At 74.9% G+C, this 13,318-nt stretch carries 9 protein-coding genes; 1 reads left to right on the top strand and 8 read right to left on the bottom strand.

Annotation, left to right across the window (positions count from 1 at the left end; translation table 11 throughout):
- Positions 1–2 precede the first annotated feature (2 nt).
- The 4 genes from CUT83_RS18340 to CUT83_RS18325 all read right to left on the bottom strand — a co-directional run bounded on the left by CUT83_RS18340 (position 3) and on the right by CUT83_RS18325 (position 3,554).
- Positions 3–326: a putative WhiB-interacting protein gene (locus CUT83_RS18340; protein WP_101256932.1), complete on the bottom strand. Its 324-nt coding sequence runs from the start codon at positions 324–326 to the stop codon at positions 3–5.
- On the bottom strand, positions 323–685 hold the full coding sequence (locus CUT83_RS18335) for a WhiB family transcriptional regulator (protein WP_093661313.1): 363 nt from the start codon (positions 683–685) through the stop codon (positions 323–325). Before CUT83_RS18335 ends, CUT83_RS18340 begins: the two co-directional genes overlap by 4 nt.
- Positions 686–817: 132 nt before the next feature.
- On the bottom strand, positions 818–1,144 hold the full coding sequence (locus tag CUT83_RS18330) for a hypothetical protein (protein ID WP_101256931.1): 327 nt from the start codon (positions 1,142–1,144) through the stop codon (positions 818–820).
- Positions 1,145–1,292: 148 nt separating this feature from the next.
- Positions 1,293–3,554: a UvrD-helicase domain-containing protein gene (locus CUT83_RS18325; protein WP_173915100.1), complete on the bottom strand. Its 2,262-nt coding sequence runs from the start codon at positions 3,552–3,554 to the stop codon at positions 1,293–1,295.
- A gap of 238 nt (positions 3,555–3,792) precedes the next feature.
- On the opposite strand from CUT83_RS18325, the gene CUT83_RS18320 reads away from it, so the two are divergent.
- A complete protein-coding gene (locus CUT83_RS18320; protein ID WP_093661309.1) occupies positions 3,793–4,035 on the top strand; it encodes a mycoredoxin in 243 nt (80 codons plus the stop codon).
- A 60-nt stretch (positions 4,036–4,095) separates the two neighbouring features.
- Here the strand turns inward: CUT83_RS18320 and nudC are convergent, their stop codons facing one another.
- From nudC to CUT83_RS18300, 4 genes are all read right to left on the bottom strand, one after another.
- The gene (gene nudC / locus CUT83_RS18315) at positions 4,096–5,037 is read right to left on the bottom strand and encodes an NAD(+) diphosphatase (RefSeq protein ID WP_173915099.1); all 942 of its coding nucleotides are present in this window, start codon (positions 5,035–5,037) and stop codon (positions 4,096–4,098) included.
- A gap of 260 nt (positions 5,038–5,297) precedes the next feature.
- Positions 5,298–8,831 carry an ATP-dependent DNA helicase gene (locus CUT83_RS18310; RefSeq protein ID WP_101256930.1) on the bottom strand — a complete coding sequence of 1,178 codons (3,534 nt, stop codon included), beginning with the start codon at positions 8,829–8,831 and terminating at the stop codon, positions 5,298–5,300.
- Positions 8,832–8,944: 113 nt separating this feature from the next.
- The gene (locus CUT83_RS18305) at positions 8,945–9,820 is read right to left on the bottom strand and encodes a LolA-like protein (RefSeq protein ID WP_101256929.1); all 876 of its coding nucleotides are present in this window, start codon (positions 9,818–9,820) and stop codon (positions 8,945–8,947) included.
- A gap of 131 nt (positions 9,821–9,951) precedes the next feature.
- Positions 9,952–13,290, bottom strand: coding sequence for an ATP-dependent helicase (locus CUT83_RS18300; protein ID WP_173915098.1), 3,339 nt, complete (start codon positions 13,288–13,290; stop codon positions 9,952–9,954).
- Positions 13,291–13,318: the final 28 nt, after the last annotated feature.

Below are 13,318 nucleotides of genomic sequence, written 5' to 3'. Positions count from 1 at the left end.
CGTCACTGCATGATGGCCAGGGCCAGAGCACGGCGGGCCCGCAGGGAGGCCCGCTCGGCGCGGCGCTGCATACGGCGGGCGGTGATCACCCGGTGGCCGAGTTGTTCCGACTCGGCCTCCCGCATGCGTTCACGCATATGGGCACGGGCCATGGCTTCTGGGATGAGTTGCATGTCGCGGGTCCTGTTCTGGAGCGAGGCGGTGGCGCCGGGCTGTGTGCTCGCGTGGTTGTCGGTGTTGAGGGTCATCGCGGATTCCGGCTTCGGGAAGGGACGCATCGCGGGACCGTGCGTCGCGGGGTGATCGATCGTGCCGACGGTGTTCATGCCGTGACCGGGTTCTTGCGGGGGCGGCCACGCGGCCGCTTGCGGGGAACGACCACCCCCTGGACGAACAGCTCGCCGCCCCAGACGCCCCAGGGCTCACGGCGGTCCTTCGCACCGGCGAGGCAGGCCTCGCGCAGCGGGCAGGTCTGGCACAGGGACTTGGCGTACTCCACGTCGGCCGGCGACTCGGCGAAGAAGACCTCCGGGTCGTAGCTGCGGCAGGGCACGGCCACACCGAGACGCTCGATGGCGTCGTCGAGCTCGGTGAGCGTGGTGAGCGGGGTCAAGGAGTCCTCCGTGGAATCGGACGTTCGGATCGGGTCGGGCTGTACGGACGGGGCGTGCGTCTGGATGTGCACGGCGGTGGATTCCTCGTCTGTGTGTCGTCTCTTCGACCCGGCTGGTGGCCGGGCCACTTGGGGAAAACAGAAGGGCCGCGGATCCCGGTGTGGGTTCCGCGGCCCTGGAAGGTGCCGACCTGATCGTGCCGATCAGGCTGGATCTCTCCAGGGTTCGAGCCCACGGAAGGCCCACATCGTGTGGTGCTTGGCCTGCTTCTGTCCGTTGCCGGCACCGTTGGCCGCGTCGGTGAGGGCATAGGCATCAGCCTGTGCCGCCGCCACTACCGCGGGTGCCTGGGTCGGTCGCTCGCCGGCCCGCTCGCGAATCGACAGAACCGCGAGGGATGCCGGACGCGCGGCCGTAAAGCCGAAGGCACGGGTGCCGGACAGACGGGAGCCGAACAGGCAGGAGGCGAGGACCTCGCGACCGGTCGGTTCCGTCGTGATCGTGGTGATCGTGGTGATCGTGGTGGTCATCGAAGCTCGCCTCCTCTCGGCGCTTTGGGGATCGACGTGTGTGTCGATCCGGACGTTCAGGGTTCAGTACAGCATGGATCCGATGGAGCCAGTAGGCCCCGCTCGTCCATGTCCGGAAGGCTATGAGGGTTTGGACGGCCCGCGCAAACTATTTTCCCGGCGGATTCGTAACAGCCTCTGTGACAGATTCCGGAATCCCTTCGTCCGCCTGTTCGTCCGCCTGTTCGTCCGTTCGTTCGCCGGCGGCTTCCCCGGCGTCCGCACCGATCTCCTCGCCCGCGCACAGGGCCAGCACATCGGCGCCGAACCTCTGGAGTTTGCGCCCGCCCACGCCGGGGATCCGCGACAGCTCCGTCTCGTTGTCGGGCAGGGCCTCGGCGATCGCCATGAGCGTCTTGTCGGTGAAGACGCAGTAGGCGGGCTGACCGAGCTGCCGCGCCTGGGCCGAACGCCACTCGCGCAGCCGCTCGTACAGCTCCTCGTCGAGGTCGGAGGGGCAGCCCTCGCAGCGCATCAGCTTGATCTCGCCCGCGTCGGTGAGGGTGCGCCCGCACACCCGGCACCGCACCGGACCGCGCCGCCTGCGCGACCGTCCGCCGCCGCGCTCCACCCCGGCGGCGCCGCCGGGGCGGCCGCCCGGCGAGGAGCCGGGCCGCAGCCCCGCCAGGAACCGGCTCGGGCGGCGGCCGCCCCGGCCGCCCGGCGAGCGTGACAGCGCCCAGGACAGGGACAGGTGGCGCCGGGCCCGGGTGACGCCCACGTAGAGCAGCCGGCGCTCCTCCTCGACCTGCTCGTCGGTCTTCGCGTAGCTGATCGGCAGTGTCCCGTCCGTCAGCCCGACCAGGAAGACCGCGTCCCACTCCAGGCCCTTGGCGGAGTGCAGTGAGGCGAGGGTGACGCCCTCGACGGTGGGGGCGTGCTGGGCGTTCGCCCGCTCGTCCAGTTCGGCCACGAGGTCGGCCAGCGTCGCCCGCGGCCGGGCCCGTGCGAAGTCCTCGGCCAGCCGCACCAGGGCGGCCAGGGACTCCCAGCGGTCGCGTACCGCCCCGGATCCGGCCGGGGGCCGCGGCGTCCAGCCGGTGCCGCCGAGTACCGCACGCACCTGGGAGGGGAGGTCCACCGCGTCGGCCAGCAGCGGGTCGTTGTCCCCGGCGCGTGCCGCGCCGCGCAGGGCGACCCCGGCCTCACGCACCTCGGGCCGTTCGAAGAACCGCTCGGCGCCGCGCAGCTGGTAGGGCACTCCCGCGTCCGCCAGGGCCTGTTCGTAGACCTCGGACTGGGCGTTGACGCGGTAGAGCACCGCGACCTCGCTCGCGGGGACCCCGGCGTCCATCAGCTCCCGGATGCGGCGGGCCACCCCCTCGGCCTCGGCGGGCTCGTCCGGGTACTCGGTGTAGACGGGCTCGGGCCCGGTCTCGCGCTGGGAGACCAGCTCCAGCCGGTGCTCGGCGGCCCGGCCCCGGGCCTGGGCCAGCAGCCCGTTGGCCAGATGCACCACCTGCGGTGTGGAGCGGTAGTCGCGCACCAGCTTGACCACCGTGGCGCCGGGGTGCCGGGCACGGAAGTCGAGCAGGTGGTCGGGGGTGGCCCCGGTGAAGGAGTAGATCGTCTGGCTGGCGTCGCCGACGACGCAGATGCTCTCCCGGTCCCCGAGCCACAGCTCCAGCAGCCGCTGCTGCAGGGGGCTGACGTCCTGGTACTCGTCCACCACGAAGTGCTGGTACTGCCGCCGCACGGTGTCGGCGATGTCCGGCCGCTCCTGGAGGATGCCGACCATGAGCAGCAGCACGTCCTCGAAGTCGATGACCGACCGCTCGCGCTTGAGCTGCTCGTAGAGCCCGTAGATCCGGCTGATCTCGGCCGGGTCGCGCGGGGCCTCGCGCGAGGACTTCGCCATCGCGGCCGGGTAGTCCTCCGGGACGCTCTGGGTGACCTTGGCCCACTCGATCTCGCCCGTCACGTCGCGCAGCTCGTTGCGGTCGAGCCGGATGCGGCAGCGCGCCGCTGCCTCGGCGACGAGCTGAACCTTGCGCTCCAGCAGACGCGGCAGGTCGCCGCCGATCGCCTTCGGCCAGAAGAACTGCAGCTGGCGCAGGGCGGCGGAGTGGAAGGTGCGGGCCTGCACACCGCCCGCGCCGAGCTGGCGCAGCCGCCCGCGCATCTCGCCCGCCGCGCGGTTGGTGAAGGTGACGGCCAGCACGCTCGCGGGCGGGAGCACTCCCGCCAGCACCCCGTACGCGATCCGGTGCGTGATCGCGCGGGTCTTGCCCGTACCGGCCCCCGCCAGCACGCACACCGGGCCGTGCAGTGCCGTCGCCACCTCGCGCTGCTCGGGATCGAGCCCTTCGAGCACCGCGTCGGGCGAGTCGGGGACGTGCGGGAAGAGGGAGGAGGGCGTTGCTGCTGTCACCCCGCCATGCTGCCAGGTCGGCCGAGGGGCCCGTAACCGTCGTCCACAGGCGGCGGGAACTCGTAACAGGAACGCACCCCGCGCCGGCCCCGCGCCGGCCCCGGTCCGGGATCGCTCCGGGCCGGGGCCGGACCGGGGCCGGGAATGGGTCCGGACTGGGCCGGGAATGGGTCCGGCCGGTTGAACGTTCCACCGATGCCAGTACGCCGACACGCCGAGACGAGGAGCACGAGAACCCATGGCGGGAACGGTCACGATGTACAGCACCACCTGGTGCGGCTACTGCCGTCGGCTCAAGGGCCAGATGGACCGCGAGGGAATCGCGTACACCGAGGTCAACATCGAGCACGACCCGGAGGCCGCGGCCTTCGTCGAGAAGGTCAACAACGGCAACCAGCTGGTCCCGACCGTGCTCTTCCCCGACGGCTCGGCCCTGCCCAACCCCTCGATCGCGACGGTGAAGGCCGTTCTGGGAGCCTGACGCACCACCGCAGGCGGTCCGCCGCGGGCCCGGTTCACCGGGTCCGCGGCGGACCGCTCGTCACAGCGGGCCCGGCAGCGGCTGCCCGTACCACAGCTCGATCAGCCGGGCCGCGATCGAGATGCCCGACGGCGGCAGCACCTCGCCGGAGGCGAACGCGGCGCGCAGTTCCTCGCGGGAGAACCAGCGGGCCTCCTCGATCTCCTCGCCGTCCACCCGGATCTCGGTGGAGGTGGCGTGCGCCACGAAGCCCAGCATCAGGCTGGACGGGAAGGGCCACGGCTGGCTGGCGACGTACTCGACCCTGCCGATCGTGACGCCCGCCTCCTCGCCCGCCTCGCGGACGACCGCCTGCTCGATGGACTCGCCCGGCTCCACGAAGCCCGCGAGCGTGGAGAAGCGGCCCTTGGGCCAGTGCACCTGGCGGCCCAGCAGCGCACGGCCCTCCGGGTCCGTCACCAGCATGATCACGGCCGGGTCGGTGCGCGGGTAGTGCTCGCCGCCGCAGGCCGGGCAGCGGCGGATGTGGCCGGCGGCGGCGATGACCGTGCGCTCGCCGCAGCGCGAGCAGAAACGGTGCATGCGCTGCCAGTTCTCCAGGGCCACGGCGTGCACCATCAGCTGGGCGTCGCGCTCGGAGAGCAGCGTGCCCGCCTCCCGCAGCCCGGCCGGCCGGGCCGCGTCGTCCATCCGGCCCGGCAGCGCGTCCTTCTGCAGCGCGAAGTAGCGCACGCCGTCCTCGTCGATGCCGAGGAAGTAGCGGTGCGCCTCGGTCAGCGGGGCGTCGAAGGAGGGCATGGTCACCAGCTCCGCGCCCCCGTCACCGGTGTCCTCGATCAGCACCTGCCCGCCGGAGACCACGAAGCAGCGGGTCGTCGGGTGGCTCCAGGCCGCCCCGAGCCAGGCCTCGTCCAGCCGGTGGTGGGAGGCCCGGTCTATGCCGCCGGTGGCGGTGAGCGTGATCGGAGGACGGTCGGTGGTGTGGTCGGGCCAGGTGATCACGGCTGCTACCAACTTCCCCTGCTGCGTGAGCGGTGGTTCGGGTGCGTACGACGGCCGCCGGACCATTCCGTGCGATCCGGGTGCGATGGAAGACCCGTTCCTCTCCGTCCGCGGCGGCGCCCGCGCACAGCCGTCCCTGCCGCTCCCCCGTGCCGGGGGAAGGGGGGCGCCGACCGTCCGCGGGGACGGCGGGCCGGCCTGCGGTGCGCGCGCGGACGGCGGTGTCCACGAGCGGCCGGGGTGGTGCTCATGCCCCGAGCCTATCCGGCCGTTCCGCCCGCCCCGGAATCGGTCGCCGCGTCCCGCCGGACGCCGGGCGCCTCCCGGCCGCCCGGGATGTCCGGAGCGTCCCGGTCCGGGACGGCCGTGTCCTGCGTGCCGTGCAGCAGCAGCCTCTCCAGACCGGCGCGGCCCGGCAGCCGGGCGGGCCGGACCAGTTCCCCGCTGCGGACGTGGAGGAAGGCGGCGCTCACGGCCTCGGGCGGCAGCCCGTGCCGCTCGGCCCAGGCGAGGCGGTAGACGGCGAGCTGGAGCGGGTCGGCCCTGCCGGAGTGCCCGGTCTTCCAGTCGACGATCTCGAAGCGGCCCTCCCCGTCGCGGTACACCGCGTCGATCCGGCCCCGGATCACCCGGCCCGCGAGCACCAGCCGGAAGGGCGCCTCGACGCGGTACGGGGTGCGGTGCGCGTAGGGGGTGCGGCCGAAGGCCTCCTTGAGCGCGGCGAGGTCCTTCTCGTCGGCGATCCCGTCGTCGCCGCCGGGATACGCCTCGCCCTCCTCCCCGACCCCCGGAAGCTCCTCGGGGTCGTGCAGAGGCAGCTCCAGCTCCTCGAAGCGGGACTCCACCCAGGCGTGGAAGCGGGCGCCCCGGCGGGCCGCGGCGGGCCGCGGCGGCTGCGGCATGGGTCGGGCCAGATCCCGTGCGAAGGCCTCGGGGTCGGCGGCCAGGCGTACGAGCTGGGTCGCGGAGAGCGCCGGGGGCAGCGGCACCTCCCGCACGCCCGACCGGGCCCGGCGCAGTTCGGCGGTGAGCGCCTCCATGTCGCGGTCCCAGGAGGCGACGGTCCGCGCGTCCTCCGGGGCGAGCTCCGGCTCCGGCGCGTCCTGCGGGGCAGGTTCCGCCGGGGCCGGTGCGGGCTCCTCCGCCGGGGCGGGCTCCGGGGCCGTACGGGGGCGGGGCAGTCTCCGCCCGTCCGTCCGCCCTTCGGTCCGCCCTTCGGTCCGCTCGCCCGTCCGTCCGTCCAGGTGGGCCATGACGCGCGCGGCGGCGGCACGGCGGCGCGCCCAGGCCTCCTCGTCCAGCGGCAGCGGCCAGGCTCGCTCCTCGGCCGGCTCCTCCAGCGCCGGGTTCTCCTCGCCCTCGGCAGGCTCTGCGGCCCAGTGCTCGACCTCGCCGTGCCGCGGGCCGGCCTCGCAGTGCGCGCGCAGCGCCTCCAGGAAGGAGGAGGGGCCGCGCGGCTTCTTCTGGCTGGGCCCCCACCAGTGGCCCGAGCCCAGCAGCAGGGAGCGGGGGCGGGTGAAGGCGACGTAGCCCAGCCGCAGCTCCTCGGTGTGCTGGTGGTCCCTGACCGCCTCGTCGTAGGCCTTGCGGTCCTTCGCCGTCCAGCCGGACAGCTCCGGCAGGGTCGCCGCGTCGCCGCGCAGCGCGGGCGGCAGCACCTTCGGCTGGGAGAGCCAGGACTCGCGGGCCTGCCCGCTGGGGAAGTTGCCGGCCACCAGCCCGGGAACGGCGACCACGTCCCACTCCAGGCCCTTGGACTTGTGCGCGGTGAGGACCTTGACGGTGTTCTCCGCGCCGGGCAGCGAGCTGTCCAGTCCCTTCTCGTACTCGGCCGCGGCGCGCAGGAAGCCCAGGAAGGCCAGCAGGGTGGACTGCCCGTCCAGCGAGGCGAATCCGGCGGCGATGTCCAGGAAGGTACCGAGGGTCTCCCGGCGGCGGGCGGCCAGCGCGTGCGGAGAGGCGGAGAGCTCGACCTCCAGGCCGGTGACGGACAGCACCCGGTGCAGCACGTCCATCAGCGGGTCGGCCAGCGAGGCCCGCAGATCGCGTATCTCCTTGGCCAGCCGGGCGAAGCGCACCCGGGCCTCGGCCGAGAACGGCAGCGGGTCGTCGTGGCCGCTGGTGCCCAGGAAGGTGTCGAGCGCGTCGGCGAGCGAGACCACCTCGGCCGGGTCGGTTCCCTCCACGGCCGCCGCCAGCCGCTCCTGGACGCCGGCCTCCCCGTCGCCGGTGCGCGGGCCGCCGGGCACCAGCAGCCGGGCGCGGCGGCCCAGCAGGGCGAGGTCGCGCGGGCCGATGCGCCAGCGCGGGCCGGTGAGCAGGCGTACCAGGGAGGCGTTGGCGGTCGGGTCCTGGAGGACCTCGCACATGGCGACCAGATCGGCGATCTCCGGCAGATGCAGCAGGCCCGACAGGCCGACGACCTCGACCGGGACCCCGCGCTCCACCAGCGCGCCCTGGATCTGCGCGAAGTCGCCGGCGGTGCGGCACAGCACGGCGATTTCGCCGGGCTCGGTGCCGGTGTTCACCAGATGGGCGACGGAGTCGGCCAGCCACGCGATCTCCTCGGCGTGGGTGCGCAGCAGCGCGCAGCGCACCAGGCCGTCGTGCTCGGCGCCGGGTGCGGGGCGCAGCGCCTCCACGCCCGCGTGGCGGGCGCGCAGCGGCGCGGCCAGGGTGTTGGCCAGGTCCAGCAGCCGTCCGCCGCTGCGCCGGTTCTCGCTCAGGGACTGGCGGCGGGCGGGAGTGCCGTCGGCGAGGGGGAAGTGCTCGGGGAAGTCGTCGAGGTTGGCCACGGACGCGCCGCGCCAGCCGTAGATGGCCTGGCAGGGGTCGCCGACGGCGGTGACGGCGTGGCCGGTGCTCCCCCCTGTCCTGTTCGGGGCCGCCCCTGCCCCGAACAGGCCCGCCAGCATGACGCGTTGGGCCACGGAGGTGTCCTGGTACTCGTCCAGCAGCACCACGGCGTACTCCTCGCGCAGGATCCGCCCGACCTCGGGCACATCACGCGCCAGGGACGCCGACAGGGCCATCTGGTCGCCGAAGTCGAGCAGTTCGCGCTCCCGCTTGCGCCTGCGGTACTCCTCGACGAGCCCCAGCAGTTCCAGGCGGCCCCGCGCGGTCTCGGGCACCTTCCGCAGGGCGGCGTTGGTGAGCTTCACCTCGCCGCTCTCCAGCAGGTCGAGCAGCTCACGGTCGTACGCGCGCAGCCGCTCCGGCTCCACCAGATGCTCGGACAGCTCGCCGTCGAGGGCGAGGAGGTCGCGCACCAGCTCGCCGACGGACTTGGTCAGCGCCGTGAAGGGGCCGGGCGCGGTGCGCAGCACCGAGGCGGCGAGCTGGTAGCGGGTGGCGTCGGCCAGCAGCCGGGCGGACGGCTCGATGCCCAGCCGCAGCCCGTGGTCGCCCAGCAGCTGCCCGGCGAAGGCGTGGTACGTGGAGATCCGCGGCTCGCCGGGCGGTTGTTCGGGGTCGGAGGGGTCGGAGGGGGCGGAGGGGGCGGCCGGGTCGGGGTCGAGCACTCCCGCCCTGCGCAGCGCCCCGCGCACCCGGTCGGCCAGCTCGCCCGCCGCCTTGTTGGTGAAGGTCAGGCCCAGCACGCGCTCGGGCGCGACCTGCCCGGTGCCTACCAGCCAGACCACCCGGGCGGCCATCACCGTCGTCTTGCCCGACCCGGCTCCGGCCACGATGACCTGCGGCGCGGGCGGAGCGGTGATGCACTCCATCTGCTCGGCGGTGAAGGGGATGCCGAGGAGCCGCCGGAGGTCGTCGGGGTCGTTGAGCTGTGCGGGCACCCACCAGACGCTAGCGCGCCGCGCCGACAGCCGCGGCGCGGCGGTGGCGGGCGAAGTCGGGCGGAGGCCGCCGGCCGTACGGCGCTCCCGTTCCGACGGGGCGTCAACCGCCCTCAGACCGACTCGTGTCGGCCGGAGTCCTCACGCATCTCGCCCAGGTCGAGGACCTCGTCCGGATCCGGCGCCTCGACGACGACCTTCTCCCCGTGGCCGGTGAAGTCCATCACACCCGGCTCGTCGCTCCCCTCGTTCTCCATCCGCAGCAGATAGGGCCGGTCGTCGTCGTTGGCGACATAGGCGGTGGTGGTCCCCTCGCCGTCCTCCTCCTGGACCAGCGGGATGACCTCCCGGCCGTCGAGGTCGGCGAGCTCGCGCTTCCCGGTCTCCCCGGAGCCGCCGGACTCCATGTCCTCCAGCAGCTCGTCGAGGTCGCAGAAGCCGCCCGGGCCGGCGCCGGACTTCCCGGTGTCCGTCCTCACCCAGCGCTCCGAGAGCATCTCGACGGCCATGTCCTCACCGGGGCCGCCGTCGCTCTGGCTCTCCCAGAAACCCTCGTCGCCCTTCATGTACATCCGCCCGTCGGCGGAGAGGACCTCGGCGGTGCCTTCGCCGATCGTCATGGTGCCGGTGCAGTCGCCGTCCCCGGCGAGTGCCAGGTCGATCGTCATCCTGCCGTCGTCCCCGGCCACCCAGCCGGTGATGCGCAGCGACTCGGCCCGCTTCATCGCCTCGGCGGACCGCTCCATGATCTCCCCGGCGGAGCTCCGCTCCAGCCTCGTCCCGCCGAATCCCCCGGCGAAGGGGGCGTCCCCCTCCCGGCCCGGCTTCTCCGGGGCGTCCGGATCCGCCCTGCCGATCCCCGCCGGAAGGCCGCCTCCCGGCCCGGAGTCCGGTCCGCCCGTACCGCCCGGCCCTCCGGAGCAGCCCGTCAGTCCCGCTGCCATGGCGCAGACCAGTGCCGCCGCCAGAGTCCCCCGTTTGTCCCCCACCGCTGTGCCGCCTCCGTTTCCGCGATGCCGTACCGGAACATGGGACCACACCGCGCCGACAACCGGTTCCGGGGGCCCGGGACCGGGGCCGAAGCCGGGGCTCCGGCCCGGGGCGGTGCTCGCCCGCACACTCACTCCACGACGTGGCGCCCCTCGGGCCGGGCGCTGCACGCCCCCCTGAACGAGCAGGTGTCGCAGTGCCGTCCGGGAGAGGGGGTGAACCGCTCGTCCAGGACCCGCCCGGCGGCGTCGGCCAGCAGCTCGCCGACCCACTCCCCGTCCCCGTCGTAGGAGGACAGGGCGGGCTGCCGCTGCACGGCCGGGAGTTCGTCGCCGCCCTCCCGCTTGGGCGCGCCGATCCTGAGCTGGACCAGTTCCGCGCCGCCCGGCTCCGGACGCCCGGTGAAGCCCTCGACCCCGTCGAGGGCGCCCTCGCGCACCGCGATCTGGTAGACGGCCAGCTGGGGGTGGCGCTCGACCTCGGCCGCGGTCGGCTTGTTCCTGCCGGTCTTGAAATCGACAACGTAGGCCCGGCCGTCGGGCCCGCGCTCGACCCGGTCCATGGAGCCGCGCACGCGGACCCGGTGGCCGCCCGCCTCCAGCGTCACGTCGAAGTCGTGCTCGGTGGCGGCCGTCTCGCGCCCGAGGTCACGCTCCATCACATGCCAGCGCAGGAAGCGCTCCAGGGCCGCGCGGGCGTTCTCCCTCTCCTGGCGCGACTTCCAGGGCGCGTCGAAGGCGAGCGAGTCCCACACCGAGTCCAGCCGCTCCAGCAGGACGGACAGGTCGGCGGGGGTGCCGCCGGAGGCGACCTCGTCGGCCAGGACGTGCACCACGTTGCCGAAGCCCTGGGCCGCGGTCGCGGGCGGCTCCGCCCTCACCTCGCGGCCCAGGAACCACTGGAGCGAACAGGTGGTGGCCAGTTGGTGCAGCGCGCTGCCGGAGAGGGCGACCGGCCGGTCCCTGTCCCGCAGCGGCACCTCGCCGCGGGTCGGCTCGTACAGCCCCCACCAGCGGTGCGGATGGGCGGCGGGGACCAGGGGGACGCCGTCGTCGTCGCGCAGCGCGGCCAGCGCGGCCAGCCGTTCGGCGGCGGCCTCGCGCAGCGCGGGGGTGGCGGCGGGGTCGACGGTGGTGGCGCGCAACTCGGCGACCAGCGCGGACACCGACAGCGGGCGGCGCGGGCGGGCGGCGACGTCCCTGGGCTCGACGCCGAGTTCGGTCAGGAAGCGGGAGGGCTGGTCGCCGTCCTCGGCCGCCGTCTTCACCGCGGTGACGACCAGGCGGTCGGCCGCGCGGGTGGCCGCCACGTAGAACAGCCGGCGCTCCTCGGCCAGCATCGCGCCGGGGGTGAGCGGCTCGGCCAGCCCGTCGCGGCCTATCCGGTCGGGCTCCAGCAGGGAGCCGCGCCGCCGCAGGTCGGGCCAGAGCCCCTCCTGCACCCCGGCGACGACCACCAGCCGCCACTGCAGGCCCTTGGCCCGGTGCGCGGTCATCAGCCGCACCGCGTCGGGACGCAGCGCGCGGGGGGCGATGGTGTCGCCGGCGATGTCCTGGGCGTCCAGCTCCTCCAGGAAGTTGAGCGCGCCGCGCCCGCCGGCCCGCTCCTCGGCGCGGGCGGCGGCGGCGAACAGCGCGCAGACGGCGTCCAGGTCCCGGTCGGCGTTGCGGCCGGCGGCGCCGCCGCGTGCGGCCGCGCGCCGCAGCCGGGCGGGCCACCGGCCGTCCCGGTCGCCGCCCAGGCCGTCGTTCCACAGCAGCCACAGCGCCTCCTCGGCCGTGGCGCCGCCGGCCAGCGCCTCGCGCGCCCGGCGCAGCAGCAGCCCCAGCTCACGTGCGCCGCGCGCGTACGACGGGTCGTGCGCGACCAGCCGTTCGGGCTCGGACAGCGCCTCGGCCAGCAGCTCGTCCGAGGGGCGGGGTACGGCGCGGCCCGCGGCGCGCTCCTCCTCGCGCAGGGCCCGGCCCAGACGGCGCAGGTCGGCGCCGTCCATGCCGCCCAGCGGGGAGGTCAGCAGGGTGAGCGCGGTCTCCACCCCGATCCAGGGCCCGTCCGCGCTACCGCCCGCACCACCGTCCGTGCCGCCGTCCGCACCGCCACCCGCACCACCGTCCGTGCCGCCGTCCTCCCCCGCGGGCCGCCCGGCTCCGCCGGCCCGGTCCGCTCCGGCGGCGTCCGCGACGGCGGCCCGCGCCGCCACCCGCAGCGCGGTCAGCAGGGGCACCACCGCCGGCTCCCGGCTCAGCGGCACATCGTCGCCGTCGGTCTCCACCGGGACGCCCGCGGCCGACAGCGCCCGCCGCACCGCGGGGATGGTGCGGTGGCCGGCGCGCACCAGCACCGCCATCTCCCGCCACGGCACTCCCTCCTCCAGACGGGCGCGGCGCAGCAGGTCGGCGATGTTGTCCAGCTCGGCCCCGGGGGTCGGATAGGTGTACACCTCCACCCGGCCGCCCTCCCGGGCCGCCGACAGCCCCCGGTGGGCGCGTACGGCCTCGGCCGGAAGCCGGGTGAGCGGCATGCGGTGGGTGATCCGCCGGGTGGCCTCCAGCACCACCGAGGCCGAGCGGCGGCCGGTGCGCAGCACCGCCACCGGGGCCGGGGCCCCGTCGCGCTGCCGGAAGACGCCGGGGAAGTCGAGGATGCCGTTGACGTCCGAGCCCCGGAAGGCGTAGATCGCCTGGTCGGGGTCGCCGAAGGCGACCAGGGTGCGGCCCTGGCCGGCCAGCGCTCGCAGCAGCCGCACCTGCGCCGGGTCGGTGTCCTGGTACTCGTCGACGTACACCGCGTCGTAGCGCGCGGCGAGATCCGCACCCACCTCCTCCCGTTCGGCGAGCAGCACCGCGCGGTGGACCAGTTCGGCGTAGTCGAGCACGCCCTGGAGGTCCAGCACGTCGAGGTACTCGGCCAGGAAGGCCGCGGCGGCCCGCCAGTCGGGGCGGCCGGTGCGGCGGGCGAAGGCGTCCAGCGCCTCCGGTCCCAGCCCCAGCTCGCGGCTGCGGGCGAGGACGGCCCGCAGTTCGTCGGCGAAACCGCGGGTGGTCAGGCAGGCGCGCAGCTCCTCTGGCCAGCGGGCCCGCTCCCGGCCGGTGTCCTCCAGCTCCGCCTGGCCGGCCAGCAGTTCGCGGATGCGCAGGTCCTGCTCGGGGCCGGACAGCAGCCGCAGCGGTTCGGCGAACAGATCGGCGTCCTGGTGGGCGCGGACCAGGGCGTAGCAGTACGAGTGGAAGGTGGTGATCTGCGGGGTCCGCGGCGCCGGTCCGGGCAGGCGGGCCGCCATCCGGTCCCGCAGTTCGACCGCCGCCCTGCGGCCGAAGGTCAGTACGAGGATCCGCTCCGGATCGCCCCCGCGCCGCACGCGCTCGGCGACGGACTCCACCAGGGTGGTGGTCTTGCCGGTGCCGGGCCCGGCCAGGACGAGCAGCGGTCCGCCGCGGTGGTCAACCACCGAGCGCTGGGCTGCGTCCAAGGCAGGGAGGCTCGCCGGACCGGGCGGG

The sequence above is a fragment of the Streptomyces barkulensis genome (assembly GCF_002843305.1).
In the GTDB taxonomy this organism is placed as follows: domain Bacteria; phylum Actinomycetota; class Actinomycetes; order Streptomycetales; family Streptomycetaceae; genus Streptomyces; species Streptomyces barkulensis.
The sequence above is the reverse complement of the archived record's forward strand: the minus strand, read 5'-3'. Positions and strand labels throughout refer to the sequence as shown.